24 protein-coding genes are annotated in these 26,318 nt (G+C 68.3%); 5 read left to right on the top strand and 19 right to left on the bottom strand.

What is annotated here, in order from left to right; translation table 11 throughout:
- The first annotated feature begins 24 nt into the window (after positions 1-24).
- Positions 25-1,401 carry an MFS transporter gene (locus tag IAI54_RS20390; RefSeq protein ID WP_187968931.1) on the top strand — a complete coding sequence of 459 codons (1,377 nt, stop codon included), beginning with the start codon at positions 25-27 and terminating at the stop codon, positions 1,399-1,401.
- A 43-nt stretch (positions 1,402-1,444) separates the two neighbouring features.
- Positions 1,445-1,579, top strand: coding sequence for a hypothetical protein (locus IAI54_RS29180; protein WP_275403584.1), 135 nt, complete (start codon positions 1,445-1,447; stop codon positions 1,577-1,579).
- 110 nt (positions 1,580-1,689) lie between these two features.
- Here IAI54_RS29180 and IAI54_RS20385 read toward each other — a convergent pair whose 3' ends face one another.
- The 6 genes from IAI54_RS20385 to htpX all read right to left on the bottom strand — a co-directional run bounded on the left by IAI54_RS20385 (position 1,690) and on the right by htpX (position 8,800).
- A complete protein-coding gene (locus IAI54_RS20385) occupies positions 1,690-2,106 on the bottom strand; it encodes a hypothetical protein (protein WP_187968930.1) in 417 nt (138 codons plus the stop codon).
- A complete protein-coding gene (locus tag IAI54_RS20380) occupies positions 2,099-2,752 on the bottom strand; it encodes a helix-turn-helix domain-containing protein (RefSeq protein WP_187968929.1) in 654 nt (217 codons plus the stop codon). The genes IAI54_RS20385 and IAI54_RS20380 overlap by 8 nt, the downstream gene beginning before the upstream one ends.
- Positions 2,753-2,869: 117 nt before the next feature.
- Positions 2,870-4,486 carry a bifunctional phosphoribosylaminoimidazolecarboxamide formyltransferase/IMP cyclohydrolase gene (gene purH, locus IAI54_RS20375; RefSeq protein ID WP_187968928.1) on the bottom strand — a complete coding sequence of 539 codons (1,617 nt, stop codon included), beginning with the start codon at positions 4,484-4,486 and terminating at the stop codon, positions 2,870-2,872.
- 83 nt (positions 4,487-4,569) lie between these two features.
- The gene (locus tag IAI54_RS20370; RefSeq protein ID WP_235679117.1) at positions 4,570-6,279 is read right to left on the bottom strand and encodes a heparinase II/III family protein; all 1,710 of its coding nucleotides are present in this window, start codon (positions 6,277-6,279) and stop codon (positions 4,570-4,572) included.
- Between the two features lie 116 nt (positions 6,280-6,395).
- Entirely contained in the window at positions 6,396-7,790 is a 1,395-nt protein-coding gene (locus IAI54_RS20365) for an RsmB/NOP family class I SAM-dependent RNA methyltransferase (RefSeq protein WP_187973261.1), read from the bottom strand.
- Entirely contained in the window at positions 7,781-8,800 is a 1,020-nt protein-coding gene (gene htpX, locus IAI54_RS20360) for a zinc metalloprotease HtpX (protein ID WP_187968926.1), read from the bottom strand. Before htpX ends, IAI54_RS20365 begins: the two co-directional genes overlap by 10 nt.
- Before the next feature lie 113 nt (positions 8,801-8,913).
- Between htpX and IAI54_RS29335 the strand changes: the two genes are divergently transcribed.
- A complete protein-coding gene (locus IAI54_RS29335; protein ID WP_187968925.1) occupies positions 8,914-9,180 on the top strand; it encodes a DUF1674 domain-containing protein in 267 nt (88 codons plus the stop codon).
- A 73-nt stretch (positions 9,181-9,253) separates the two neighbouring features.
- On the opposite strand, the gene IAI54_RS20350 is transcribed toward IAI54_RS29335, so the two are convergent.
- From IAI54_RS20350 to IAI54_RS20310, 9 genes are all read right to left on the bottom strand, one after another.
- Positions 9,254-10,126, bottom strand: a complete 873-nt coding sequence (locus IAI54_RS20350; protein ID WP_187968924.1) for an NAD(P)-dependent oxidoreductase — start codon at positions 10,124-10,126, stop codon at positions 9,254-9,256.
- 249 nt (positions 10,127-10,375) lie between these two features.
- Positions 10,376-11,914: an AMP-binding protein gene (locus IAI54_RS20345; protein ID WP_187968923.1), complete on the bottom strand. Its 1,539-nt coding sequence runs from the start codon at positions 11,912-11,914 to the stop codon at positions 10,376-10,378.
- 132 nt (positions 11,915-12,046) lie between these two features.
- The gene (locus IAI54_RS20340; protein WP_235679115.1) at positions 12,047-12,451 is read right to left on the bottom strand and encodes a cupin domain-containing protein; all 405 of its coding nucleotides are present in this window, start codon (positions 12,449-12,451) and stop codon (positions 12,047-12,049) included.
- A gap of 18 nt (positions 12,452-12,469) precedes the next feature.
- Complete coding sequence (locus IAI54_RS20335; RefSeq protein ID WP_187968922.1) at positions 12,470-14,038, bottom strand: hydantoinase B/oxoprolinase family protein; 1,569 nt, start codon at positions 14,036-14,038, stop codon at positions 12,470-12,472.
- Positions 14,039-14,040: 2 nt separating this feature from the next.
- Positions 14,041-16,113, bottom strand: a complete 2,073-nt coding sequence (locus tag IAI54_RS20330) for a hydantoinase/oxoprolinase family protein (RefSeq protein ID WP_187968921.1) — start codon at positions 16,111-16,113, stop codon at positions 14,041-14,043.
- Positions 16,110-16,880 (bottom strand): IclR family transcriptional regulator, encoded by a 771-nt coding sequence (locus tag IAI54_RS20325; RefSeq protein ID WP_187968920.1) that lies wholly within the window; start codon positions 16,878-16,880, stop codon positions 16,110-16,112. Before IAI54_RS20325 ends, IAI54_RS20330 begins: the two co-directional genes overlap by 4 nt.
- A gap of 7 nt (positions 16,881-16,887) precedes the next feature.
- Positions 16,888-18,162 (bottom strand): TRAP transporter large permease, encoded by a 1,275-nt coding sequence (locus IAI54_RS20320; RefSeq protein ID WP_187968919.1) that lies wholly within the window; start codon positions 18,160-18,162, stop codon positions 16,888-16,890.
- On the bottom strand, positions 18,159-18,719 hold the full coding sequence (locus IAI54_RS20315) for a TRAP transporter small permease (protein ID WP_187968918.1): 561 nt from the start codon (positions 18,717-18,719) through the stop codon (positions 18,159-18,161). The genes IAI54_RS20320 and IAI54_RS20315 overlap by 4 nt, the downstream gene beginning before the upstream one ends.
- Positions 18,720-18,839: 120 nt before the next feature.
- Positions 18,840-19,823: a TRAP transporter substrate-binding protein gene (locus tag IAI54_RS20310; protein ID WP_187968917.1), complete on the bottom strand. Its 984-nt coding sequence runs from the start codon at positions 19,821-19,823 to the stop codon at positions 18,840-18,842.
- 315 nt (positions 19,824-20,138) lie between these two features.
- Here IAI54_RS20310 and IAI54_RS20305 point away from each other — a divergent pair, with 315 nt between their 5' ends.
- Positions 20,139-20,666, top strand: a complete 528-nt coding sequence (locus IAI54_RS20305; protein ID WP_187968916.1) for a phosphatidylglycerophosphatase A family protein — start codon at positions 20,139-20,141, stop codon at positions 20,664-20,666.
- A 153-nt stretch (positions 20,667-20,819) separates the two neighbouring features.
- Here the strand turns inward: IAI54_RS20305 and IAI54_RS20300 are convergent, their stop codons facing one another.
- Genes IAI54_RS20300 through IAI54_RS20285 form a run of 4 tightly spaced genes read right to left on the bottom strand, consistent with a single transcriptional unit; the run spans position 20,820 to position 24,913 of the window.
- Complete coding sequence (locus IAI54_RS20300) at positions 20,820-22,169, bottom strand: aspartate aminotransferase family protein (RefSeq protein ID WP_187968915.1); 1,350 nt, start codon at positions 22,167-22,169, stop codon at positions 20,820-20,822.
- Positions 22,162-22,857 (bottom strand): HAD family hydrolase, encoded by a 696-nt coding sequence (locus IAI54_RS20295; protein WP_187973259.1) that lies wholly within the window; start codon positions 22,855-22,857, stop codon positions 22,162-22,164. The genes IAI54_RS20300 and IAI54_RS20295 overlap by 8 nt, the downstream gene beginning before the upstream one ends.
- A 20-nt stretch (positions 22,858-22,877) precedes the next feature.
- Positions 22,878-24,119, bottom strand: coding sequence for a Tm-1-like ATP-binding domain-containing protein (locus IAI54_RS20290; RefSeq protein WP_187968914.1), 1,242 nt, complete (start codon positions 24,117-24,119; stop codon positions 22,878-22,880).
- A 17-nt stretch (positions 24,120-24,136) separates the two neighbouring features.
- A complete protein-coding gene (locus IAI54_RS20285) occupies positions 24,137-24,913 on the bottom strand; it encodes an IclR family transcriptional regulator (protein WP_187968913.1) in 777 nt (258 codons plus the stop codon).
- Between the two features lie 346 nt (positions 24,914-25,259).
- Here IAI54_RS20285 and IAI54_RS20280 point away from each other — a divergent pair, with 346 nt between their 5' ends.
- Positions 25,260-26,312, top strand: coding sequence for a 2,5-dihydroxypyridine 5,6-dioxygenase NicX family protein (locus IAI54_RS20280; protein ID WP_187968912.1), 1,053 nt, complete (start codon positions 25,260-25,262; stop codon positions 26,310-26,312).
- Positions 26,313-26,318: the final 6 nt, after the last annotated feature.

Here is a 26,318-nt window from a genome sequence, read left to right as displayed (position 1 = left end):
CCGGCGCGGGGGGACGGAACGGACATGAGCGATCTGGCGGGACCCCGTGCATCGAAGCGCGGCATCTGGGGGTGGATGCTGTTCGACTGGGCGGCGCAGCCCTTCTTCACCGTCGTCACGACCTTCATCTTCGGGCCCTATTTCGTGTCGCGCATGGCAAGCGATCCCGCGGCAGGGCAGGCGGCCTGGGGCTATGGCATCGCCGCGGCCGGCTTCGTCATCGCCATCCTGTCGCCGGTGCTCGGATCGATCGCCGACCAGACCGGCGCCCGCAAGCGTTGGATCGCCTTCTTCGCGGCCATCAAGATCGTCTGCCTCTGCCTGCTGTGGTACGCGGCGCCGGGCTCCAGCCTGTTCCTCGTCGTCCTCCTGTTCTCGCTGGCGTCCGTCGCGGCGGAGTTCTCGACCGTCTTCAACGATTCGATGATGCCGCGGCTCGTGTCGAACGAGGACATCGGCCGCATCTCCAACGTGGCCTGGGGCCTCGGCTATCTCGGCGGGATGATCGTGCTCATCTTCGTCGTCGCCTTCATGGCCGGCTCACCCGAGACCGGCAGGACGATCATCGGCGTGTCGCCGATCCTCGGTCTCGACCCGGCGCTCGGCGAGGATGCCCGCGCCACCGGCCCGATCTCGGCGCTCTGGTATCTCGTCTTCATCCTGCCGATGTTCCTCTTCACGCCCGATACCGGAACGGGCAGGCGCATCGGAACCGCGGTACGCGACGGAATGGCCGAGCTCGGGACGACCCTGACCGAGGTCAGACGGCGGGCCGGGCTCCTGCGGTTCCTGATCGCGCGGATGATCTACCAGGACGGCGTCACAGCGCTCCTGGCCCTTGGCGGCGCCTTCGCGGCGGCGATGTTCGGCTGGTCGATCACCGAGATCGGCATTTTCGGCATCATCCTCAACGTCGTCGCGATCTTCGGCTGTCTCGCCGCCAGCCGGCTGGACACGGCACTGGGCTCCAAGACGGTGGTGCTGATCACGCTCGTCCTTCTCACCATCGCGACCATCGGCATCGTCTCGACCGGGCCGGGCTACACGCTGTTCGGTGCCTGGATGATGCCGGGCGAGGACAGCGGCGGGCTCTTCGGCACGCCGGCCGAGAAGGCCTACATCGCCTTCGGCCTCCTCATCGGCATCGCCTTCGGGCCGGTGCAGGCCTCGTCGCGCTCCTACATGGCTCGCAGCGTCTCGCCCGAAGAGGCCGGCCGCTATTTCGGCATCTACGCGCTGGCCGGCCGGGCGACGAGCTTCCTCGCGCCGTTCCTCGTCGCCACGATCACCGCGCTGAGCGGCTCTCCCCGGCTCGGGATGGCGGTGATCATCCTGTTCTTCCTCGCCGGCATGCTCCTGCTGGCGTCGACGCCCTATCCGGCGCACAGGCCGGCGCGGTAGTTGCGTCTGGTGAAAATGTCCCGTTCCCGGGGAGACCACGGCGATGCCGGCCGCGAAGGGACGCGTCGCCGAAGCGTTCGGCCTCTACCCGCTGCCGGGCAAGGCGACCACCTTCATCGGCCCGTACTCGATCGTGCTGGTCACCGGCTTCTTGGCCTCGGAAGCCTTCGACCTGTAGACCCGGGACGCCCAGCACCTCGGCGTCACGCCCGTCGGGGTGCTGTTCGTCATCGGGCCCGCGCTGCTGCCGTTCTGAAAGACCGAGACACGCTTTAGGCCAATCGCCTGTCAGGGGAGGAGGCGGGTTTCGGCCCAGGCGACGAACTCCTCAAGGCGCTGCAGGGCCCTCTCCGCTTCGGCCCGGGTCTTCGCCCGGGCGCCGTACTGGATTTCGTCCTTCTGCTCGAGCAGCGCCCGCAGGTTGGCTTCCTGCCTGGACGGCAAATCCTTGCCGAGAGCGGCACGCAGAAGTTTCACCACCGCCTGGTGGTCCCCCTGATTGATCTCGCCGCGAAAGCGTGCGCTGAGCGCATCCGCATAGGCGATGGCGCAGGTGACGATGGTCGACATCAGGGGATTGGCGATGTCGCCAGCCTCGGCGACCGTATCGCTGTTGCGCGCTTCCTTGAGAAAGGCTCTCGCGATCGCCAGCCGGCCTGAGACGTAGGCTTCGTCGACCGGCCGGGAGCGTCCGGTCCTAGTCATCGGGAGCTTGCTTCGGGCTCGCCAGCTCCTCCGGCCGGCGGCCGGAGAGCACGAGTGCCTCGCGCCTGACGCTCTCCCACCATGGATCGCGCTCTGCCGCCAGGCGACGGACGTCGGCAGTGTCCAGGCCTACGACATTGGCGACGAAGCCCAGCCGCGCCGCGTCGTCCCGAAGTCCCTCGCGGACGCTCTCGACCATCGGCGACAGATCGTCCGGCGCTGCCACGAGCCCGATATCGAGGTCACTGTCGGGCCGGTCGTCACCACGTGCCACACTGCCGTAGACGAACAGGCTGAGGATCGCGTCGTTTCGGGCAACCCGCCGGATGGAGTCGAGGATCGCCTCGAACCGGCTCGGCTCGGCCTCGAACAGCGCCGCGATCTGTGGCGCGAGGACATGGCGGTCGCTGAACCGGAAGACCCGCGCGTGCGAGGACCCCAGCGCCTCCACGATGCCGACGACCGTCAAACTGTTCAGTCCCAGGCGCACGCTCTCGCGCGACAACCCGCTCCTGCGGACGATTTCGGCCGCAGCCAGCGGGCCGCCATGCCGCACCAGGACGCGCAGGATGCGCACGTTGGAATCGACGCCGAAGACGTCGGTCAGGGGCTTGCGAAGGGCGCTCTCGCGTTCCGGACGGGCCATGAACTGCTTTGATATGTTGGCAATTGCCTGAATATCATGGCAGGGCTGGCCGGATCAAGGCTTCTTCCATCGCCAAGGCGCGGCGAGCCCAAAACGCACCTGCCAGAGCCCCCACCCTCAGTGCCGGAAATGCCGCATCCCGGTGAAGACCATGGCGATGCCGGCCGCGTCGGCGGCGTCGATCACGTCCTGGTCGCGCATCGAGCCGCCGGGCTGGATGACCGCCGTGGCGCCGGCCTCGACGGCCGAGAGCAGACCGTCGGCGAAGGGGAAGAAGGCGTCGGAGGCGACGACGGAGCCCCTGGTCGCCGGCTCGGACGCACCGGCCGCCTGCGCCGCGTCCTCGGCCTTGCGGGCGGCGATGCGCGAGGAGTCCACCCGGCTCATCTGGCCGGCGCCGATGCCGACGGTGGCGCCGCCGCGGGCATAGACGATGGCGTTGGACTTGACGTGCTTGGCGATGCGGAAGGCGAATTTCAGGTCGGCGCGTTCGGCCTCGGTCGGCGCGCGCTTCGTCACCACCTGGAGTTCGAGGTCGTCGACGGAACCGTTGTCGCGCGACTGGACGAGCAGTCCGCCCGAGACGGTCTTCGCCGTGATGCCGGGAGCGCGCGGATCGGGCGTGCCTTCGGTGAGCAGGAGGCGCAGGTTCTTCTTGCCGGCAATGATCGCCTCGGCCTCGGGCGACGCCCCCGGCGCGATGATCACCTCGGTGAAGACCTTGGCGATCTCTTCCGCCGCTTCGGCATCGAGCGGCCGGTTCAGCGCCACGATGCCGCCGAAGGCGGAGACCGGATCGCAGGCCAGCGCCTTCAGATAGGCTTCCTTCAGTGTGGCGCCTTCGGCCACGCCGCAGGGGTTGGCGTGCTTGATGATCGCCACCGCGGCCGTGCGCGCCGGGTCGAACTCGCCCACCAGTTCGAAGGCGGCGTCGGTGTCGTTGATGTTGTTGTAGGACAGCTGCTTGCCCTGCACCTGGCGGGCGGTCGCGACGCCGGGGCGCTTGTCGCCGGTCACGTAGAAGGCCGCCTGCTGGTGCGGGTTCTCGCCGTAGCGGGTCACCTCGGCCAGCCGGCCGCCGACGCTGCGCCAGCCGGGATGCTCGATGCCCAGCGTCTCGGCGAACCAGTTCGCGATCGCAGCGTCGTAGGCCGCCGTGCGCGCGAAGGCCTTGGCGGCGAGCTTCCTGCGGAGCTCGAGCGACAGGTGTCCGGCATCCGCCTCCAGTGCGGCCATCACCACCGCGTAGTCGTGCGGATCGGTCACCACGGCGACGTAGGCATGGTTCTTCGCTGCGGCGCGCACCATGGCGGGGCCGCCGATGTCGATGTTCTCGACCGTGGTCGCGTAGTCCGCGCCCGCGAAGCGAACCTCCTCGAAGGGATAGAGGTTGATCACCAGGAGATCGAATGGCTCGATGCCGTGGGTCTCCATCGCTTCGGCGTGTTCGGGATCGTCACGCACGCCGAGCAGGCCGCCATGGACCAGCGGGTGCAGCGTCTTGACCCGACCGTCCATGATCTCCGGAAAGCCGGTCACCTCTGAGACGTCGGTGACGGTCAGCCCTGCGGCTGCGAGCGCCTTTGCCGTACCCCCGGTCGAGACCAGCTGGACGCCGCGGTGGAAAAGTTCGGACGCGAACGCCTCCAGGCCCGTCTTGTCGGAAACCGAGATCAGAGCGCGGCGAAGCTGGATGCGGTCGGGCGCGGGAACGTTCTTGGATGCGACGGCCATGGCGCTTGTCTGTCTCCGTGCGATGTCGGGGAAATCGCGCCCTACCACAGGACGCGCCTAAAACAAATCGAGCGGGACGAGCGTCAGGCGTTCCCGATCGCCATGCGCTTGAAGCGCCAGCGCACCACATCCGTCTCGGAGGCGTCGAAGGACAGGACGATCTGCATGTTGCGGCGCGGTCCGGAAAGGCCGGCGAAGTAGATCGACTCCTCGATCACCGGCTTCGCCTCGGCGCAGGAGAAAATCCAGGCCTCCGAGCCTCCCGTCGACAGAGCGATCCGGTCGTGATCGTCGCGCAGGATCTCCACGCCCGGATGGATGTGGAACCGCACCGCGACATGGTCGCCATGGTAACGGGGCTGATCGCCATCGGGCGTATAGAACCGGTCGCGACCGACCAGCGTCGCACCCTCGTCCGCCAGGATGAGCATGCGTTCGTGCACGAGACCGAAAGCCGGGACGTACCCGTCATGGTGCGCCACGAAGCCCTGCATCCCGCGCTCGTCGATCCGTCGCGATTCGACGATCTGGGGACCCGATGTGATTCGCCGGCCGAGGAGCTCGACCGGACGCGTCCCGGTCAGGAAGCCGCAGGACGAGGTGTCGTTGATACAGGCGGTGCTGTGTGCGGCGGTGGCGCGCGCCACCGTCAGGAAATCGGCAGGGCCGCGGTTGTCGACGCCTGCGTTGACGACGAAGAGCCGGCGCTGCGACGACATCTCGAAGGACAGGCAGCCGGCGTGGGCGGCGCCCGAAGCGTCGAAGGGCGGCGCGCGTCCGGTGTCGGCGATCACCGTCGTCTCGCCCAGACACAGCCTTTCGAAGCCGGAATGCGGTGCATGCAGGAGCGGCTGGCCCGCGGCATCGTCATGGCGCAGGATCGCCACGATGCGGTCGGGAATGGTGGCGCCCATGCCGTTGAAGCGGGCGAGATTGCCGTCCTGGTGGCGGAAGAACCGCAGCGCCGGCAGCATGCGGTCGATCGCGCCCATCAGCGCCTGCGGCGGCGCCTCGGCCTGATTCGCGTAGGTCTGCCGGAGCGGCAGGAGATCGGCGAGAAGCTCGAGAATCGCCAGCGGACTGCGCGAGATGTGGCCGCCGTCGGCGAGGATCTGCCTGTCGAGTTCGCGCGCAAGGTTGCGCGTGGCTGTGCGCAGCGCGGTCGGGGCCGTGGGCAGCGACAGCGCGGCGAAGGCGATGGCGATCCGCGCGCGGAGCCTTTCCTCGTTCTCGGGCATCTCGCCTGCGATCGACCGCAGGTAGCGGATCTGGAAGGAGAGTGACCTCAGGAAGGAACGGTAGAACGGCAACTCCGCACCTTGCAGAACCACCGTCGAATGCTGAAGCCAGGCAATGATCCGCCGCGCGGTGACGTCGGGTTCCCAGGCGACACCGGCCAGACGCCCGCTGTTGGTGGTGATCCAGTCCGACACCAGCGCCCGCGCATTGGCTGCGGCAAGCTCCGTCCCGGCCTCGCGCATGTGACGCAGCCACCGGAAGCTGTTCAGCGACCGGCGCCAGGGGAGAGGCGGGTGATCCATGCCGAAAGGCGAATTGCCGCCGGTCTCGATGATTCGGCCGGCAAGCGCGAACCGTCCATGGTAGATCTCGATGGCGATCTGTGCGTCCGGCAGGCGAAGATCGGGCGGCGCGATGAGCACCCGTTCCGGGGTGCGCCCCATATAGCGCCAGCGATACGCTGGACCCGACCGCAGCGTCCGCCGCGCTCGCGCCCACGCCTCGCGTGCAAGCAATGCCCACAGGCGCGGGGAATGATCCGCCGCTTTCGCCAAAACTCATTGTCCTCGTCTGTCGGCCCCGCGCCCTGTTGTAACCGATTCAAGATTCAGAGCGACACCGAATTTTACCGAACCAACAGGCTTGTCCTCCCGAGGGCTTCAGGCCCTCGTCAGGTGCCTGCCGACCTGCGGAGTCTGACCGCGAAGAATCCGTCGAGACCCGCATGGGATGGCTCTTCGGCGGGCAGGCCCGCAGGCGTGGTCCGAAGTTCGCCCACCGCGTTGACGAAGTCGTCGATGCCCGGCAATTCGCCCGGCTGCGCCGGATCGCGGACGAAATCCGTCCTGGACGCGAGGAAGCCAGCGATCATGTCCTCGCCCTCGGCGGGGTCGAGCGAACAGTTGGAGAAAACCAGCAACCCGCCCGGGGCGATCATGTCCGCAGCGTGGGACAGGAGCCTTGCCTGTACGCCGGCGAGCTTGACGACGTCCTCGGCGGACTTGGTCCATGGAATGTCGGGATGACGCCGGACGGTGCCGGTCGAGGAACAGGGCGCATCGAGCAGGACGGCGTCGAAGGGAGCGGCCGGCGCGTACTTCGTCAAGTCCTCTTCGACGATCTCCGCCTCGAGTCCGAGCCGGGCGAGGTTCGACGCGAGACGTTTCCGGCGGTTCGCCGACGCTTCCACGGCGGTGACCTTCGCGCCCGCCGCGGCGAGCTGAGCCGTCTTGCCGCCCGGTGCCGCGCAGAGATCGGCCACTCGTCGCTCGGCCACGTCGCCCAGCAGGCGCGCCGGCAGGGCCGCCGCGGCATCCTGGACCCACCATTGCCCGTCCGCAAAGCCGGGCAGGTCTGGGACCGGCCTATCGAGATGCGGCACGCGGACGGAACCCGTCGGGAGGACGAAGCCGCCGAAGGCTTCGGCCCATCGTTCCGGGTCGGACCGGACGGTGAAGTCCGTCGGCGCCTCGGAGCGATGCATCGCCAGGATGCGCGCCGCTTCCTCTTCGCCGTAGGCGGCCTTCAGGCGCTCGACGAACCAGGCGGGAGCGTCTGCCGATTCAGCCAGCGCAGCGGGAAGCGCGCGTTCCTTGCGGCGGGCGAGTTCGCGCAGCACGCCATTGACGAGCCCGGAGAACCGCTCGGTGCGCGGATCGGCCTTCGCATGGACGACGGCGAGATTGACGGCGGCGCTGTCTGGAACGTCGAGGAACAGGATCTGCGCGGCTGCGACATGCAGGATGTGGGCGAGCGCGGTCGCATTGGAAGGCAGCGGCCGGTCGAGCCGGCGATCGATGAGTGCCGAGATGGTCATGCGGAAGCGCAGCGCGGTGGCGAGGATGGCGCGCGCCAGCGCGCGATCACGGGGGTCGAGCGCGCGATAGTCGGGGTGGCCGTGCTCGTCGTCGGTCAGCCCGTCGAGCGGCGTCTTCTTGTCGACGACGGCGGCCAGCAGTCTGGCTGCAGCGCGTCGTGCTGCCAGTCCAGGCGTGCCGGCGCCGTCGTCCGGGATATGTCGCGATCCGGCATGTGAGCGGTGCCGCTGCGCGCCGCTCAAGACCAGGGCCCCTTCGGCCCGCGTTCATTGCCCGGGTTGCCCGTCCGGGGAACCGAGCCGCGTCCCGGGCGCGCGGTGCCGCGCGTCGGCTCGGTCCGGCCTTCGCGTCCGCGCCCCCAAGGGCTCCCGTCTTCGACGACGGGACGATCGCGGCGGGCGGCTCCGCCGGACAGGCCGTTGCGCGCCATGTCCTCCAGCGCCGCGATCCGGTTGTCGGTGTTCGGGTGCGTCGAGAAGAGGTTGTCCATCTTCTCGCCGGACAGCGGATTGATGATGAACATGTGCGCGGTGGCCGGATTGTGCTCCGCATCCGGGTTGCGGATGCGCCTGGCCGCATTCGCGATCTTGTCGAGCGCCGATGCCAGCCAGAGCGGATTGCCGCAGATCTCGGCCCCCAGCCGGTCGGCGGAATACTCGCGGGTGCGGCTGATCGCCATCTGCACCAGCATGGCCGCCAGCGGCGCGACGATCATCGCCACCAGCACACCGACGAAGCCGAGCGGATTGTTGTTGTCGCGGTTGCCGCCGAAGAAAAAGGCGAAGTTGCCGAGCATCGAGATCGCGCCCGCCAGCGTCGCCGTGATCGTCATGATCAGCGTGTCGCGGTTCTGGATATGCGCCAGTTCGTGCGCCATCACGCCCGCCACCTCCTCGTAGGAGAGGCGCTCCAGCAGGCCGGTGGTCGCGGCCACCGCGGCATTCTGCGGATTGCGGCCGGTGGCGAAGGCGTTCGGCTGGTCGTTCTGGATCAGATAGACCTTCGGCATCGGCATGCCGGCGTTGTGCACCAGGCCGCGCACGATCTCGTAGTATTCCGGCGCGTTGCGCTCGTCGACCTCGACCGCGTGATGCATCCGCAGCACCATCTTGTCGGCGTTCCAGTAGCCGAAGAGGTTCATTGCGGCTGCGATGACGAAGGCGATCAACATGCCGCCCGAACCGCCGATCAGGTAGCCGACGCCCATGAAGAGCGCCGTCATGGCGGCAAGCAGCATCGCGGTGCGTATCATGTTCATCGACGAAGGCTCCGTGCTGCCGGCGAGCGCGAAAGCTCGCAGGGTGTCCAAACCGCTCTATATGATGGTATGCGCTGGGTGCCACTTCAATATTGTGCAACGGGTCGAGAACGATGGGCGACGACGGCGAAGACCGGAAGAACGCGTCAACGGCGAGGCAGCAGGACGCTGGATCTGCAGGATCTCCCGCGGATCCCGACGGCCCGGCGCCGAAGGCGTTGAGCGCCGCAGCCCAGCGCGCGCTGGAGGAGGCCGAAGCGCGGCGGCTTGCCTACGAGGCGCAGGTCGCCGCTCTCCCCAGGGAGCTCGGCGGACGCGGTGGCAAGGAACCCGGCCGCTACGGCGACTGGGAAGTCAAGGGTATCGCGACGGACTTCTGAGGCAGGCCAGTCCGGGCCGCCGGATGTCTCCGGTGTCGTTCCGTGCAGCCGGCCAGGCCGGCCGCGAGCGCGATCACGACAGGAGCGCGATCATCTCCGGCACGAAGCGATCGCCCTGCCCCGCCTCCACCTGATCGGCATAGGCGCGTGCGACCGCCGAGGCGATGGACGCCTCGCTGCCCAGCACCTCCGCCATGGCGGCATAATAGCCGATGTCCTTCGCGGCATTGGCGATGGAAAAGCGGAAATTGCCCGTGTCGCCATCGAGGATGAAGGGCGTGAGCCGATCGAGCACGACGCCCTTGCCGCCGCCCTGCGCCAGAACGCCCTGAAGGGTCGCAGGCTCGATGCCCGCCCTCGCCGCGGCGGCCGCCGCCTCGCAGAGCACCGCGGAGAAGCCGAGCGATACGTAGTTGTGCACGAGCTTCATGACGTGGCCCGAGCCGACGGGTCCGGCATGGGTGACGTTCTCGGCGAAGCAGCGCAGAAGCGGGAGGCATTCCGTAAAAAGCGCCTCGTCTCCCCCGACCAGAAGATTGAGGCGCCCCTCCGCGGCCTCCTTCGGTGTCCGCGTCATCGGCGCGTCGAGCATGCGCCCGCCGGCCTCGTGCACCAGAGCCGCCATGCGGCGCGTCGAATCGGGAAGCGCCGTCGAACAGTCGATGACCACCGTTCCAGGCCGAAGGCCCGCGATCACTCCGTCCGGGCCGGTCAGGACCGCTTCGACCTGCGGCGAGCCGGTGACGCAGAGCACGATCGTGCCGCATCGCGCGGCGAGGCGCGCGGGTGTGGAGACCACCTCGGCCCCGGCGGCGACGAGATCCTGCGTCGGCTGGTTGCCGGGATGGTCGACGAAAGCGATCCGGCGCCCGGCGCGCTGGATGCTCGACGCGATTCCGTGGCCCATCAGGCCGACGCCGATGATCCCGATGATGTCAGCCTGCATGGCTCGTCTCTCCTGCATAGTGTGAACAGGGCCGCAACCGTGCGGGCGGTTCCGCGGTGCGATCCGCGAGCCGACGATCCTTTCGGGCGGTGCCTGTCCGGTCATGGAGAGGCAAAACCCTTCCGGTCGGGAAAGTCCAGACGGGACGATCGTAAAATCCTCGCCCGTCGATCGTTTCGGCCGGCCTGGGCCAACGTCCGGTCGGGATGATGGCGCCGGAGCGCCGAACGGACCGGTCGGGGGCTCGCCCTATGCCGGTCGGTCGGAGGCGTGCAGTCGGCGCAGCTCGGTCTTCAGCACCTTGCCGTAGGCGTTCTTCGGCAGATCCGCCAGCCAGACATAGGCCTTCGGCCGCTTGAACCGGGCGATCCGGGCGTTGCAATGGGCGTCGAGCGCCACCTCGTCGACCGACGCGCCGGGCTCCCGCACGACGCATGCGACCACGATCTCTCCCCATTCCGGATCGGGTCGCCCGATCACGGACACCTCCGCCACCGCCGGATGGTCGAGCAGCGCCTCCTCGACCTCGCGCGGGTAGATGTTGGTCCCGCCCGAGATGATGACGTCCTTCGACCGGTCGTGGAGGGTGAGAAAGCCCGCATCGTCCAGCGCGCCCATGTCGCCGGTGTGGAGCCAGCCGCCGCGGATGGCCGCTTCCGTGGCGGCCGGATCGTTCCAGTAGCCCTTCATCACCGACGGGCCGCGGACGGCCACCTCGCCGATCTCGCCACGGGGCAGGGGCCGGTCGTCCTCGCCCAGGACCGCCACCTCGCATCCCGCCTGCGCCACGCCGACCGAGGCCAGCCGATGCGCCTGCACCGGGTCGCCCGCGCAGGCCGCCAGCGCGTCGGCATGCGCCTGCCGGTGCAGGGCGGTGATGGTCATCGGCGTCTCGCCCTGGCCGTAGATCTGGACGAAGCGGGTGCCGAACCGGTCCATCGCGTCGCGGATGTCGGCCAGATACATGGGACCGCCGCCATAGACGATGGTGCGGATACCCTCGCCATGGCTGCCCCGCGCCCGTGCGGCCCCGATCAGGCGCCGGATCATGGTGGGAGCCGCGAAAAAGCACAGCCGATCCATCGTTTCCGCGAGGTCGAGGATTTCGTCGCTGTCGAAGGCGCCCGACGCCGGAACGACGTGGCGCGCGCCGACGATCATATAGATGAACTGGTAGAGCCCCGCGCCGTGCGAGATCGGCGCCGCGTAGACCTTGGCGTCGGCCGCCTCCGCAGCGTCGACGTCGGCCAAATAGCTCATGACCATGGCGTGGATGTTCGCCGGCGTGAGCATCGCCCCTTTCGGGCGCCCGGTGGTGCCGGAGGTGTAGAAGAGCCAGACGAGATCGTCCTGCTTCGTGGGATGAAGCGGCGGCGGCGGACCCGCCAGAAGGGCGTCGAAATCCGGCCCGTCCATGTCGACGATCCGTGTCTCCGGGGCGAGCGCGGCCAGTCCTTGCGCATGCGCGGCATCGGTGAAGGCGAGCCGCGTGCCGGAATGGTCGAGGATGAAGGCCGCTTCCTTCTCGTGCAGCTTGGCATTGATCGGCACGGCCACCGCGCCGATCCGCCAGATCGCCTGCATCGCGACGAGATAGTCGGTGCAGTTGGCGAGGAAGAGAGCGACGCGGTCGCCGGGAGCGACACCGGAAGCCTTCAGTCCGGCGGCCAGCGAACCGGCGCGTGCCGCGAAGCCGGCATAGTCGGCGACCTGTTCGGTGCCTCGAAACAGCGCCGGGCGATGCGGCCAGAGCAGGGCCGCCCGCTCGAGCCAGCGTGCGGGATTCACGGCTCGATCTCCCGGGTCGTGCAGGATCGCACCGATGAGCCGCTCATGATCGCCTCCCCTTTCGCGGTTCTCGTCAACGAGCCGGGAATCTGCCCCTCCGGGGAGAGCATGGCAAGGCAGCCGGCAGATGGCTCAGGATGCATCTCGGTCGCCCGCGGCCGGAAAATCGGCCGCCTGATGCTCGACGATCTCCAGATAATCCTTCCGAATCGGGCAGAAGATGTCGAGGTTCATGACCACCTCGTCCGAGATCGGGATGCCGCCATGCATCACGTCCGGCGGTACGCGCAGCACTTCGCCCGCGCCGACCTCGAAGGTCTCCTCGCCGACGGTCCAGCGCATGCGGCCGGTCAGGACGACGGCGATCTGCTCGAAGGGATGCTTGTGCATGCCGATGGTCATGCCCGGCTCCAGCCAGTTCATGACCAGGAGCACGTCCTCGCCGCGAAAACCTGCCCGGCTGACGTGCTCGCGCACGGCGAAGCGCGGCAGGTCTTCCCATTTGACCGGCATGCGGAAGGGTTGAAGCTCGCTCATCCGTCTCTCCTTCTTCGGTCAGCCATCGGTCCGGGCCGCCGCCGGCGCGCCGAAGCCGCCGCCGCCCGGCGTGATCATCATCACCTCGTCGCCGGCCTTCATGTCCGTCTTGCCGGACAGCACGGTCGCCGTGCCGTTGACGAGGAACTGCCCGGCCCGTCCCGGTTCGCCACCGGCGAGCCCCTGCGGCGCCTCGAGCAGGCGGCTGGGGACCGTGTTCAGCAGCCAGGGCTGGGTCGTGCGCATCCGGAAGCCGATGCGCTGGCCGTCGCCGCCCGGCTGCAGGCCGCCTCCGCCCGAACCGCGCTCCAGTTCCTTGCACGTGAAGACGATCGGGTAGGCGGCCTCGAGCACCTCGACCGGAACAGCCGAGACGCCGGTCGGATAGCAGACGGCCGAGATCCCAGGCTTGCCCGCCCGCGCGCCCATGCCGCCGGAATAGTTGAACATCGACGAGGTGAAGGCCCGGCCTTCGCTGTCCTGCCCCTGGATCTGGACCGTCCACACCGCGCCGGAGCCCTCGGCCACGACCTTGTCCGGCACGACCTGCGCCAGGGCGTTGAGGATCGGGAAGGGCACGTACATGCCGACGACGTGCCGGGCATTCACCGGAGAGGGATAGGTGGCGTTGACGATGCAGTCGTCCGGCAGCTTCATCCTGATCGGCGCCAGCGATCCGGCATTGTTCGGCAGGTCCGGATTGAGCGTCGAGCGGATCGCGAAGGTCGCATAGGCCTGCGTGTAGGCGGGCACGACGTTGATGCCGCGCGGGCTGCGCCCCGACGATCCGGCGAAGTCGACGGTGATCTCCCCGGCCTCGCCGTCGATGGTCACGGCCGTCTTCAGCGTGATCCGGTCGCCGCCGGGAACGTCGAAGGTCGATTCGCCATGAAAGGTCCCGCTTCGAAGCGCCCGGATCGATTCGCGCGTCGCCTTCTCGGACCGCGAGATGATCTCGTCCGCCAGCGTCTCGATGTCGTCCAGCCCGTAGCGGTCGCAGAGCGCGTTGAGGCGCTGCGAGGCGATCATGCCCGACGACACCTGCGCGCCGAGATCGCCCAGCAGGGCGTCGGGGGTGCGGACGTTGCGGGTGATGATCGAGAACAGGGTCTCGTTGCGGACGCCGGCCTCGTAGAGCTTGAGGACGGGGATCCACAGGCCTTCCTCGTGGATGTCGCGCGCGCCGGACCCGATGCCGTAGCCGCCGATGTCGGTGTGGTGGATCGTCGAGCCGGCATAGCCGATGATCCGGTCTCCCCGGAAGATCGGCGACAGGACGGTGATGTCGAAGAAATGCCCCGCCGACATCCAGGGATCGTTGGTGATCAGCACGTCGCCGGGCTTCAGCCCGTCGGCATCGACATGCTTGAGCAGGTTGGCGGCGGCGGCCGCCAGCGAGTTGATGTGGCCGGGCGTCCCCGTCACCGCCTGCGCCACCATCCGGGCGCGGGCGTCGAAGATGCCGTTGGCGAGGTCGCCCGCTTCGCGCACGATGGGCGAGAAGGCGATGCGCTGCAGCGCGCGGGCCTGCTCGGAAACGATCCCGATCACGTTCGACCACAGGATCTGGAGTTCGACGCCGTCCATGGTCACTTCTCCGTCGTCTTGTCGGCAACGAGGCTGCCGTTCGGGTGCAGGCGGATCGTCCAGCCGGGCAGGACGAAGATCGTCGTTTCGCGCTCTTCCACGATCACCGGGCCGGCGATGGGATCGTCCTCCATCAGTTCGGTGCGCGAATAGACCGCCGTTTCGACCGGCCTGCCGCGGATGTGGACGATGCGGCTGCGCGGCGCCGGACGGCTGTTGCCTTTCTTGACATGGGCGGCGGCGCGATCGGGCAGGCTGCCGCGCGCGGTGACGTGCCAGTTGACCAGTTCGATCGGCATGTCGAGCTTGAGGCCGTACTGCGCGACGTATTCCTTGTCGAAGATCGCGCGCATCGCCGCGGTGTCGAGGCGTTCGCGCGGATCGAAGGGAAGCTCGATCCGCAGCTCGGACTGCTGTCCGAGATAGCGCAGGTCCGCGCCGAAGACGAAGCCGATGTCGGTTGGCGCGAGGCCCGCCTCGGTCAGGGCCGCCGTTCCCTCCTCAGTCATCTGGCTGACGAAGTCGCGGGCGGTCGCCGGATCGAAGCGGTCGATCAGCCCGAGCTGGCTGCGGACGAGGTCGATCTGCGCCGGCGTCACCAGCGTTCCGAAGGCCGAGAGCACCGAGGCCAGCGGCGGATAGATGACCTGCGTGGATTCGATCAGGTCGGCCACCAGGCAGGCATGCACCGGGCCGGCGCCGCCGAAGGCCAGCATCGGCAGGCCGCGATAGTCGACGCCGCGGTCGGTGGCGTGGGTGCGGGCGGCGGCGGCCATCTGTTCGCAGACGACCTCGTAGATTCCCCAGGCCGCCTGCTCCGTCGTGAGGCCGATTCCCGCCCCGAGCGAGGCGATGGCTGCCCGCGCGCCGGCCGCGTCGAGCCTCATGTCCCCTCCCAGGAACCGGTCGGGATCGAGGATGCCGAGCACCACGTCGGCGTCGGTCACGCAGGGCTCGGTGCCGCCGCGGCCGTAGCAGACCGGACCCGGGATCGATCCCGCGCTTTCGGGACCCGTCCGCAGCAGGCCGAGATCGTCGACCCAGGCGATGGAGCCGCCGCCGGCGCCGATCTCGATCATGTCGATCGACGGCACGGTGATCGGCATGCCCGAGCCCGGCTTGAACCGGTAGCGGCGATCCACCTCGAAGGTGCTCGTCACCAGCGGCTCGTGGTTCTGGATCATGCAGGCCTTGGCGGTAGTCCCGCCCATGTCGAAGGAGATCAGGTCCGGCAGCCCGAACATGCGCGAGAAATAGCACGCGACCAGGGCGCCGGCGGCCGGGCCGCTCTCGATCATCCGGACGGGCAGAGTTCCCGCCCGCGCGGCACCGATCACGCCGCCGTTGGACAGCATGATCAGCGGCTGCTGCGAGAAGCCGCGCCGTCCCAGTTCTGCGATCAGTGCCTCGAGATAGGGGCGCGTGATCGGCACGGTGTAGGCGTTGATGGCGACCGTGGAGGTGCGCAGGTATTCGCGCATCTGCGGCGCGATCACCGAGGACAGCGACACGAAGATTTCGGGGGCTTCGCGCGCGAAGACCTCTGCCACCAGCGCCTCGTTCCCGCCGTTGCGATAGGCGTTGATGAGGCTGACGGCGACGGACTGGATGCCGCGCGACCGGCATTCGCGCGCGATGGCCGCGATCTCGGCCTCGCTCGCGCCCTTCTCGATCGTGCCGTCGGCCAGAACGCGCTCGTCGAGCGGCCACGTCCGCTCACGCGGGATCAGCGGCTCGGCGAACTCGATCTGGGGATCGTACATGTCGTAGCGATGTTCGTCGCGGATGTAGAGGATGTCGGTGAACCCCTTCGTCAGGATCAGCCCGACGGGCGGCCCCTTGCGCTCGATCAGGGCGTTGGTCACCACCGTGGTGGCATGAACAACGACGTCGTTGACGTCGGCCGGCGCGATGCCGGCGCGTCCCATCACCAGGTCGACGCCGCGGAAGAAGCCCTCGAGCAGGTTGCCATGCGTCGTCAGGGTCTTGTCGACGAAGGTGCGGCCGTCGTCGGCCAGGAGGACGGCATCGGTGAAAGTGCCGCCGATGTCGACCGCCAGCGAGTATCGTGTCATGCGCGTTGGTCCGTATTTCCCAGATTGGTGGAGATCTTGCGGGCAGCCCCGGTCAACGCTTCCACGAAGCGTCCGGCGGGCGGCGTCCCGATCGTGTTGGTGGGGCCGGCGATCGTCAGCGTCGCGACGAACCCGCCCTTCATGTCGAAGATCGGCGCGGAGACGGCGGTCACCCCCTGCAGCGTCTGGTTCGGTGCGTCTGCCCAGCCCCGCGCCCTGACGGCCTCGACCTCGGCCTCGACGCGGCTGCGATCGGTCGGCGTCTCGCTGGTCCACTGCCGCAGCGCCGTATCGGCCAGCCGCGCGCCGCCGAAGGCCAGCGCGATCTTGCCCTGTGCCGAGGCATGGAAGTCGAGCAGCGCGCCGGGTCGGGTGACGATGGCGACCGGCTGCTCCGTACGCACCATGTCGAGGATGCGCATGCCCGTCGTCTCCAGCTGCGAGAAGGACACGGTGAAGCCGGTCGCGTCGCGCAGCTCGACCATCACGGGCCGCGCCTCGCGCAGGATGTCGGTCGAATCGGCCAGTGCCTGGCCGAGGTGATAGAGCTTGTAGGACAGCCGGTACTTCTCGGTGGCGGGATCCTGGAGGACGTAGCCGAGCGAAAGCAGCGTGCGCAGGAACCGGAACACCCTGACCTTGGACACGCCGATCCGGCGCGCCAGGTCGGAGAGCCCGACCGGATGCCCGATCTCGGCCATCACCTCGATGATCATGAAGGCCATCTGAGTGGACTGGTTGACCGACTTGTCGAGTTCGACGCTCATGACGGCCTCACCGGAACAGGTTCGGGATGAACAGCGACAGCCCGGGCACTGTCGCGACCAGCATCAGCACGATGGCGCACAGCCCCAACATCGGCAGGGCCGCCCGCGCCACCGCCTGGATCGGCGTGCGCGCGATCGAGCCGACGATGAAGAGACAGAGACCGACCGGCGGCGTGCACATGCCGATCATCAGGTTGAGAACCACCATTACGCCCATCTGCACCGGATCCATCCCGATCGACGGCGACAGGGCATTCAGGACCGGAATGATCAGGACCATCGCCGCCAGCGGCTCCAGGAACAGGCCGAGGACCAGCAGGATGACGTTGAGCAGGACGACGAGCAGCACCGGCGAGTCGGTCAGCCCGAGGATCAGGGCGGCGACCTTCTGCGGCAGGCTCTCGATGCCGAGCACGAAGCCGGTCATGCTGGCCATCGCCACGACGAGCATCACGCCGGCCGACATGGTGGCGGTGTCGTAGAAGCAGGTCCTGAGCTTCTCCCAGGAGAGCGAGCGATAGACGAGGAAGCCGATCGCCAGCGCATAGATGCAGGCGACGCCGGCCGCCTCCGTCGGCGTGAAGATGCCGCTGCGGATGCCGACCACGATGAAGACGGGCAGGACGACGGCCGGGAGCGCCGCGATCAGGATGCCGCGGCGTTCCTCGCGCGGGACGGGCGCGGCGACGGGATGGTTTTCGCGCCGGCCCTTCCACAAGGCGTAGGCCATCAGGAGGCTTCCCAGCAGCAGGCCGGGAAGGATGCCGGCCAGGAAGAGGTCGCCGATCGACGTGCCGGTGAGGACGCCGAAGAGGATCAGCGGCAGCGACGGCGGGATCATCGGCCCGAGCAGCGAGCCCACCGCCGTCAGCGCCGCCGCATAGGCGGGCGGGTAGCCTTCGCGCTTCATCGGCGGAATCATGATGCCGCCGACGGCCGCCGCCTCCGACGTCGCCGCACCGCTCGACCCGGACAGGAGGAAGCTCGACAGGACGTTGACGACGGCCAGGCCGCCCTTGATCCGGCCCACCGCGAACTGCGCGGCGCGGACGATGTGTCCGGTCAGGTTGGCGGCACCCATCAGGTTGCCGGCCAGGATGAAGAACGGGATCGTCAGCAGCAGGAAGCTGTCGATGCCGGCGATCATCCGCTGCGGGAAGGCGACGAGCAGGTGGCCGTGCCCTTCGATCAGCAGGTAGACGAGGGACGCCGCGCCGAGGCCGAGGGCCACCGGCATGCCGATGAGCAAAGCGAGGAAGAAGATGCCCAGATAGAGGATCATGGATGTCCCTCCGGGACGCCGCCGTCGCGAAGGTCGGCAGCATACTCGCCCGTTCCGATCATCCGCCCGTAGAGGATGACGTCCACGGCCAGCCGCAGGGCGAGGATGGTGAGCCCGATCGGCAGGGCGACATAGACCCAGTACATGGTCGGGGTCGGGAATGCGGGGCCGAAGAGGTCGCCGAGCAGGAACTTCATGGCGGGGATCGGCGCGGAACCGAGCCGGTTGGCATAGACCAGGCCATACCAGACCAGAACCGCAAGGAGCACGATCCCGCAGACGTTCGCGATCATCGCCAGCACGAGGCCGGCCCTGCGCGGCAGCGCGTCCCGCAGCATCGGGACGCTTGCGATCTCGCCACGTTCATAGGCCAGAACGACCGACAGGAAAGAGACCCAGATCAGCAGGTAGCGCGAGGTTTCCTCCGCCCAGATCAGCGAGGCCGAGAAGCCATAGCGGAGGACGACCTGCGTGGTCATGACCGCGAGCAGGACGATCAGCATCCAGACGACGACCCTGGACACCACCGCGTCGAAAGCGCGTCGCAATGCCAGCATTGATCGGCCTCCTCAAGGCACGCCTTCTCCCCGACGGCACGCGACCGTCGCTCGGCGACCATATCCGATGGATCACTGAAATGGGGGCGGCGACCGGATCGGTGCGCCGCCCGGCTTAGCTCAGTTCGACTGACGCACGGCGTCGACGAAGCTCTGGATCAGCGGATCCTTGGCGAGCCAGGAGTCGAAGACCGGCTTCATGCGAGCCTGCATTTCCTCGAGATCGTCGAGCTTCGAGATGGTGACACCCTTCTCTTCCAGCTTCCTGGCGATCTCGGCCTCCTGGTCCCGCGCAAGCGCGTAGTGCTCCGCGATGACCTCGTGCCCGGCCGCGACGATGGCGGTCTTCACGTCATCCGGCAGGCTGTCGAACTTGGGTCCGCCCATCATCAGCACGCCCGGCCAGAAATAGTGGCCGGTCAGCGTCGCGTTCTTGGCGGCCTCGTAGAAGCTCTCGGCATAGGCGGACGACAGGTTGATCTCCACCGCGTCGATGGTGCCGGTCTCCAGCGCCGAGAAAATCTCGCCATAGGCCATGCCGATGGGGTTCGTGCCCACGGCTTCCCAGATCGCCTTGTGCAGCGGCGTGGGAACGATGCGCGTCTTGAGCCCCGCGAAGTCCGCGACCGATTTGACCGCCTTGGTGCGGGACAGGAAGTGGCGCTGGCCGGCCTCGATGTAGCCGAGGCCCTTGATGCCGGTCGTCCCCAGCGAGTCCAGCATCTGCTGGCCGACGTCGGAGGAGAGCACTTCCGCCATCTTGTCGTAGCTCGGCACCAGGAACGGCAGCTGCAGCGCGTCGAAGGCGGGGGCGTTCAGCGTCAGCGGAATCGTCGGCACCGAGACCAGGGCGCCGTCGATGGTTCCGAGCTGGATCCCTTCGAGAAGCTGCTTGTCGTCGCCGAGCTGGCGATCGCCGAACACCTCGATCTTGACCTTGCCCCCGGTCTTTTCGGCGACCTTGTCGGCAAACATGACCAGCCCGTTCTGGAACAGGTGGCTCGACGCCGCGGCGTGTCCGAACTTCAGCGTGACATCCTGCGCGAACGCGGCGCCCGGGGCGAGCAGGACGAGTGCGGCGAGAAGGCCGCTGCGAATATTCATGTTGCATTCCTCCCTTTTGTTTCATATATAGAAACACCATTGCAATATACGATACACTTGCCGTGCGGTCAATCCGCTGACGGGTGGAACCGGCACGGCCTCTTCAGCCCCGGTCCGGATCCTGCCGAACCCCATCGATCGCAAGCGGCTCGGGTGCGCGAAAAGACGGTGCGCCCAGTCGCAGCGAGATATTCCGGACCGACCATTGCCGTCCCGGCCCCGCGAAAGGCGGCGGAACGCGCGACGACGCGCCGCTTGGGTTTCGGACAGTCGCGCACCATATGGTCGGGCGCATCTCACCGTCGCGGGCAAGACATGGTTCCGTCCCTCCACATCGCCGTCCTTCCGGAGAGCGTCTCCCTGCTCGATCCGGTGATCGTCGTCGGCAGCTGGTTCGGCATGGGCCTGGTCGAGCCGCTGCGCGCCGGTCTGGCGGTCGCGAGCGTCGTTCCGCTGGCCGTCATGCTCTCCCGCCGCTCGCCGATCCTGCTCCTCGTCGTCACGCTCCTGGTCGGCTTGACCGGAACCTGGGCGGCCCACTCCTGGGAAGCGCTGACCGCCATCAAGGACGATCGGCGCATCGTGGTCGACGAAGTCGCAGCCTACCTTGCGGGCATCGCGCTGATCGGCCGGACCGGATGGTGGGCCGCCGGATGCTTCGCCGTGGCGTTCCTCGCCCTGGACCGGCTGAAGCCATGGCCCTTCCACCTCGTCGAGGGTGTCCCCGGCGGGTACGGGGTGATGCTGGACGATCTGGCGGTGGCGGTCCCGCTCGGCATCGCGGTCCTGCTGGTCGCGGCGGCCGGACGCCGGATCGGCATGGTCGAACCTCGTTCGGGGTGAAGCCGAGGCCCGGCAACCGGGGACTTGTCGTCGGGACGAACCACCGCGCGCCTGGCTCCCGGGCACGCCCACCCCGACGAGCGCGGGACGCCCTTCCCGTCCGCCAGCGACAAGAACGGGCGGGCTCGGGAGGGGTCGGGCAGCCCGGCCGTCTCAGGCGGCCGCGAGACCGGCGTCGAGCGATGCGCTAATGGTCCGCACCTGTTCGGCCGTCAGGATCAGCGGCGGTGACAGGATGATGTTGGAACCGGACACGCGCAGCATGACGCCGGCGTCGTAGGCCGCGTCCGCCACGCGCTTCATCACGGCCTTGTCGGCCAGCTTGCGGGAGGCGCGGTCGGACACCAGTTCCAGGGCGGCCATCAGGCCCTTATAGCGGACGTCGCCGACGACCGCGTGCCGGCGCTTCAGGTCTTCCAGCGCCTCGGCGAGTTCCAGGCCCCGGGCCGCGGCGTTCTCGTCCAGCTTCAGCCGGCGCGTCTCGGCGAGTGCCGCGATGCCCGCGGCACAGCCGACGGGATGGCCGGAATAGGTGTAGCCGTGGCCGATGGCGCCGAAGCTGGTCCTGTCGGCTTCGAAGATGTCGGCGACCCTGCCGCCGATCATCGTCGCGCCGAGCGGGAAGTAGCCGGAGGTGATGGCCTTGGCGATGGTCATCATGTCCGGCTTCACGCCGGAGAGCCTCGAACCGGACCAGGCGCCCGTCCGGCCGAAGCCGGTGACGACCTCGTCGGCGATCAGCAGGATCTCGTGCCTGTCGCAGACCGCGCGCACCTGCGGCATGAAGCTCTCGTGCGGAACGATCACGCCGCCCGCGCCGAGCACCGGCTCCATGATGAAGGCGGCGATCGTGTCGCCGCCCTGGAAGGCGATCTCGTCCTCGAGGGCGCGGATGCACAGCCTGGCCAGCGTCTCGGGATCCGACTCGTCGAAGGGATTGCGGTAGGCGTAGGGCGCCGGGACATGGAAGACGCCGGGCAGCAGCGGTTCGTAGTTGCGGCGGAAGTTGGCGTTGCCGTTGACCGAGGCGCCGCCGAAATGCGTGCCGTGGTATCCCTTCTTGAGCGCGATGAACTTGGTGCGGTCGGCCTGGCCGCGGATCTTCCAGTACTGGCGGGCGAGGCGCAGCGCGGTCTCGACGGAATCCGACCCGCCGGACGTGAAGAAGGCGCGCGTCATCCCTTCCGGCTCGAACCACTGCGTCAGTTCCCAGGCGAGTTCGATCGACGGACCCGTGGAGGTTCCGCGGAAGCCGGAATAATAGGGCAGCGCGTCGAGCTGGGCGGCGATCGCCTGCTTGATGGGGTCGCAGCTGTAGCCGAGATTGACGTTCCAGAGGCCGCCGACCGCGTCGAGCACCGTGCGGCCTTCCAGATCGGTCACATGGGCGCCTTCGCCCTTCATGATGACGCGCGGCGGCTGGCTGCGCATCTCGGCCGGATGCGCCATCGGGTGCCAGATCTGCCGGGCATTGTTCTCGGCGAGGAAGTTCGTGTCACGCATGGTCCGTCCTCTCGGCGACGCTTTCGGGCAGGTCGAGGGCTAACCCGAAATGGGCGAGCGCCTCGCTGAAGGAATGGTGCGGATCGCGCACCTCGAACTGGACGGCGCGCATGCCGGCCCGGACAGCACCGGCGACGTTGCGCGCCTGGTCGTCGACGAAGACGCAGGACGAGGCCGGCACGCCGAGGGCGTCCGCCACGGCGGCGTAGGCGCGCGGGTCGGGCTTGAGGATGCCGGTATGGGTCGCGTCGACGATCGGATCGAACAGCGACAGCAGCGGGAGCCGCTGCCGGAAATCGGCGCCGTAGAACAGGTCGAGCTCGTTCGACAGGATGGCGAGCCGGATGCCGGCCGCATGGGCGATGCGGATCGCCGCGTCGGCCTCCGGCCGGACGATCGCCTCCGGATCGGCGCCACGGGCGCGCCGGACGAAGGTCTCCATGGCGGACCACGCCTCGCCCACCAGCCGCCCCACCTCGCGGGTCCGTTCCATCCAGTAGTCGCGCTCGCTGATCTCGTCGGCCTGCATGCGCCGCCAGAGGGCGTCGGTCTCCGGCGCGAAGGGGCCGCGCCAGGTCAGGCTGCCGGGCGGCAGGCCGAGCGCGGCCTCCGACTGCCGGTGCGTCTCGAACAGCGTGCGGGTGACCACGCCGCCGAAATCGAGCACGAGCGCGGACGGCGCGTTCACGACGGCACCCCGGGGGTCGTTCACGACGGCACCCCGGCGGCGATGATGCCTTCGGCCGCCCAGCGGTCGAAGATGTCCAGGGCGGCTGCGACGAATTCGTCGTCGTTGATGTGCCCTGCAATCTCACGGAAGACGATGGAGCCGGGCACGCTCCGGCGCATCTCGTCGACGAAGGCCGCCGTCGCGTCCGGCTCGTGCAGGGGCTCGCCCACCTGGTCCCACTGCTGGATGCCGCCGGCCGGCAGGATGAAGGCCGTCGGCCCGGCGGCCGCGGCGAGCTTGGCGCCGATCGCGCGGGCAATAGCGCGGCGACCCTCGCCGTCGCTGGTCACCGACGCCAGCAGCCGGTTGTGCGCATGGTAGGGGCGTCCGTCGAACCGCGAGGGCACCGGCTGCCAGGTCGGAAAGTCGACCATGTCGATGGCGCCCGGCGCGACGATCTGCGGGACGCCGGCCCGGCCGGCACTCTCAAGCCGGTCGGCGCCGGACGTGACCACCGAGCCTGACAGGTGGTTGGCCAGTTCCTGGAGACTGAAATCCAGCACGGCGGCGAAACCGCGCTGTGCGGCGATCGCTTCCAGGGCGCGGCCGCCCATCCCCGTGGTGTGAAAGATCACCACCTCGTAGCCGCGCTTCTCCAGTTCCGGCTTCAGCGGCACCATGTAGGTGAGGCAGCTCTTGCCCAGCGAACTGATCGCGACGACGGGACGCCGGAGGTCGGGGCGCTCCGCCGTGCGCGCGGCACCGACGACGGCGCCGCAGGCCTGCGACAGCACCGCCCGGCAGGTCGAATTCAGTCCGTAGAGCCCGCCGGCCCAGAGGATCATCATCAGGTCGGTCGCGATGCGGTCCGGCGGGACGAGGTGTGAAAAGGCAATGGTGGAGACGACGAATTTCGGGACGCCCAGGGGCAGCGCGAGGGCGACGTCGAGAGCGAGATCGGTGCCCATCGTCCCGCCAAGGGCAATGACGCCGTCGATGCGGCTCTCGTCGTGGAGTCGTCTCGTGAGGGCCGAGGCACCGGCGGCCATCGCCGTCATGGCGGCGTTCTCGTCGCCCAGCGCGACGATCGCCGGAATGGTCGAGCCGCCTTCGGCCGCCACCGCATGCTTGTCGAAATCGGGCTGGTAGGGCGGGTCGCCCAGCACGCTGACGTCGAGCATCAGCGGCAGGCCGCCGGCCTGCGCGATCGTCATGCGCATGAACGCGAGTTCGTCGGCCTTGGTGTCGCCGGTTCCGATGACCAGGATTCTCGGCTGCATCCGCTCCTGCTCCCCCATCACGCAGTCGCCCTGTTCCTGAGGGCGGTGAAGCCTTCGCCGCTGAGGCGCTCGCTGATCTGGCGGGCGGCGGCTGCGACGGCCTGTCCGCGCTCGGCAGCCAGTGCCTTCGAGGTGCGCACCACTGGCGCCGCGACCGCGAGCGTCCCGATGGCATGGCCGCCGGAACCGAGGATCGCGGCAGCGACGCTGAAGACGCCATCCTCGAATCCCTGGTCCATGACGGAGTATCCGCGGGCCCGCGCGGCCTCGACATCCCTGAGGATGGCTGCCGGCTCTGTGACGGTGTGCGCGGTGAAGGCCGTGAGCGGGCTGCCGAGCGCGGCCTTCACCGCCTCGGGGCGCGCATGGGCGAGATAGGCGAGGCCCGACGCGGTCGAGTGCAGGGGAAGATATTCTCCGACGTTCACGTTGACGCGGTTCGCCCGCGCGGGATGCTCGACGAGCACCGTCAGGAGGGATGCGTTGCCTGCTTCGGCCAGGTGCACCGTCTCCGACGTCGTGGCGGCCAGTTCGCGCAGAAACGGCAGTGCGGTCTGCAGCAGGGGAAGCCGCGCCTCGCGAATGCGGGCAAGGCGGGTCAGGCCGGCCCCCAGACGATACTGGCGCGTCTCGGCATCTTGCTCGACGAAGCCGTGGCGGGACAGCGACAGCAGCAACCGCCGCGCCGTCGCCTTGTCGTAGCCGGCCAGCCGCGCGATCTCCGAAAGACCGAGTTCGGGCATGTCGATGCTGAACAGGTCGAGCAGCGACATCGCCTTGTCCACCGTGCTCAACGTTTCCTCCGCCGCGAACGTTCGTATCGCGGCGAAGAGGGTGGCAGGACGGCCGGCCGTTCGCAAGTCAATATTCGAAATATCGGTTCGAATATTGATCCAAGGCGACGACGGTCATCTGCCCGGAGCGGAGCGATCTTCCATGTCGGCTTCGGCGGAGCGCAACTTGTCGAGCCCGGTGAGGTCCGCATCGATGAAGCGCCCGCCAGCGACCCCGGTTGCGAAGGAAGATGACGATCGACTGCAGTGATCTTTGCAACCCCGATTGACAAGCGACCGGCAATGCGAAAATTTAACTGCCGAGTTAAGAAATCCGGAAACACGGATCGTCGACAGGGGAACTGGTATGCTGCAGGAACGCGTCGAAGGACGCTGGCTGGACAGTTTTCGGCGTGTCTTCGCGCTGAACGGCATCGGCAAGGGCACGCAGGTCGCACTCCTGTCGGAGACGCAGTCGCGCCCGGTCCTGATCCATCTTTCGGAACTCGCCCTGCACGACCTGGGCGCCGAGTTCTGCATGATCCAGATGCCGACCCCGCGCCAGACCGCCCCGGTGCCGGTGAAGTCCACCGGCACGTCCTGGGCGCTCCAGGGAAACCGACCGGTCATCGAAGCACTGAAGCGGGTCGATGTCGTCGTCGACTGTACCGTCGAGGGTCTGATCCACGCGCCCGAATGGCCCGAAATCGAGGCTGCCGGACGCGCGCGGCTCCTCGTGGTCTGCAACGAGCATCCCGAGATCCTCGAACGGACCGAGCCGACGGCCGCACTCGGCCCGAAAATCGCGCTCGGGATACAGATGTTGCGCGATGCCAGGGAAATGCGCGTGACCTCGGCCGTGGGCACGGATCTCATCGTCGACCTGCGCGACGCTCCCTGTGGCGGTACGCCCGGCTTCGGCACGACTCCAGGTTCGGTGGCGCACTGGCCGGGCGGACTGTGCCTCGCCTTTCCCGGCAGGAACTGCGTCAACGGGCGCATCGTCATGGACGTCGGCGATATGAACCTGACGTTCAAGTCGACGCTGACCAGCCGCATCGACTTCACCGTCGAGGACGATTTCGTCACCGCGATCAAGGGCGACGGCATCGATGCGATCCATTTCCGCGAGTACATGGACGCCTGGAACGACCGCAACGCCTACGGCATGAGCCATGTCGGCTGGGGCATGCATCCGGGTGCGCGCTGGGTCTCGGCGGCGATGTACGACAAGCGCGACATGCAGGCGGTCGAGTTCCGCGCGCTGGCCGGCTCCTTCCTGTGGTCGACGGGCGCGAACCAGTATGCGGGCCGCTACACGCTCGGCCACTTCGACCTGCCGATGCGCAACTGCACGATCGCGCTGGACGGAACGATCGTCGTCCGGGACGGCGTCCTGCAAGGCGAACTCGCGTCCTGACAGTCT

The sequence above is a fragment of the Aquibium microcysteis genome (assembly GCF_014495845.1).
Taxonomy (GTDB): Bacteria; Pseudomonadota; Alphaproteobacteria; order Rhizobiales; family Rhizobiaceae; genus Aquibium; species Aquibium microcysteis.
Note: the sequence above shows the minus strand (reverse complement) of the source record. Positions and strands in the feature narration are given on the sequence as shown.

Excerpts from the sequence above, each read along its gene's own strand:
- IAI54_RS20390 (WP_187968931.1), top strand. The coding sequence starts at position 25 with ATGAGCGATCTGGCGGGACCCCGTGCATCGAAGCGCGGCATCTGGGGG.
- IAI54_RS29180 (WP_275403584.1), top strand. The coding sequence starts at position 1,445 with ATGCCGGCCGCGAAGGGACGCGTCGCCGAAGCGTTCGGCCTCTACCCG.
- IAI54_RS20385 (WP_187968930.1), bottom strand. The coding sequence starts at position 2,106 with ATGACTAGGACCGGACGCTCCCGGCCGGTCGACGAAGCCTACGTCTCA.
- IAI54_RS20380 (WP_187968929.1), bottom strand. The coding sequence starts at position 2,752 with ATGGCCCGTCCGGAACGCGAGAGCGCCCTTCGCAAGCCCCTGACCGAC.
- purH (WP_187968928.1), bottom strand. The coding sequence starts at position 4,486 with ATGGCCGTCGCATCCAAGAACGTTCCCGCGCCCGACCGCATCCAGCTT.
- htpX (WP_187968926.1), bottom strand. The coding sequence starts at position 8,800 with ATGAACATGATACGCACCGCGATGCTGCTTGCCGCCATGACGGCGCTC.
- IAI54_RS29335 (WP_187968925.1), top strand. The coding sequence starts at position 8,914 with ATGGGCGACGACGGCGAAGACCGGAAGAACGCGTCAACGGCGAGGCAG.
- IAI54_RS20350 (WP_187968924.1), bottom strand. The coding sequence starts at position 10,126 with ATGCAGGCTGACATCATCGGGATCATCGGCGTCGGCCTGATGGGCCAC.
- IAI54_RS20340 (WP_235679115.1), bottom strand. The coding sequence starts at position 12,451 with ATGAGCGAGCTTCAACCCTTCCGCATGCCGGTCAAATGGGAAGACCTG.
- IAI54_RS20335 (WP_187968922.1), bottom strand. The coding sequence starts at position 14,038 with ATGGACGGCGTCGAACTCCAGATCCTGTGGTCGAACGTGATCGGGATC.
- IAI54_RS20330 (WP_187968921.1), bottom strand. The coding sequence starts at position 16,113 with ATGACACGATACTCGCTGGCGGTCGACATCGGCGGCACTTTCACCGAT.
- IAI54_RS20325 (WP_187968920.1), bottom strand. The coding sequence starts at position 16,880 with ATGAGCGTCGAACTCGACAAGTCGGTCAACCAGTCCACTCAGATGGCC.
- IAI54_RS20320 (WP_187968919.1), bottom strand. The coding sequence starts at position 18,162 with ATGATCCTCTATCTGGGCATCTTCTTCCTCGCTTTGCTCATCGGCATG.
- IAI54_RS20315 (WP_187968918.1), bottom strand. The coding sequence starts at position 18,719 with ATGCTGGCATTGCGACGCGCTTTCGACGCGGTGGTGTCCAGGGTCGTC.
- IAI54_RS20310 (WP_187968917.1), bottom strand. The coding sequence starts at position 19,823 with ATGAATATTCGCAGCGGCCTTCTCGCCGCACTCGTCCTGCTCGCCCCG.
- IAI54_RS20305 (WP_187968916.1), top strand. The coding sequence starts at position 20,139 with ATGGTTCCGTCCCTCCACATCGCCGTCCTTCCGGAGAGCGTCTCCCTG.
- IAI54_RS20300 (WP_187968915.1), bottom strand. The coding sequence starts at position 22,169 with ATGCGTGACACGAACTTCCTCGCCGAGAACAATGCCCGGCAGATCTGG.
- IAI54_RS20290 (WP_187968914.1), bottom strand. The coding sequence starts at position 24,119 with ATGCAGCCGAGAATCCTGGTCATCGGAACCGGCGACACCAAGGCCGAC.
- IAI54_RS20280 (WP_187968912.1), top strand. The coding sequence starts at position 25,260 with ATGCTGCAGGAACGCGTCGAAGGACGCTGGCTGGACAGTTTTCGGCGT.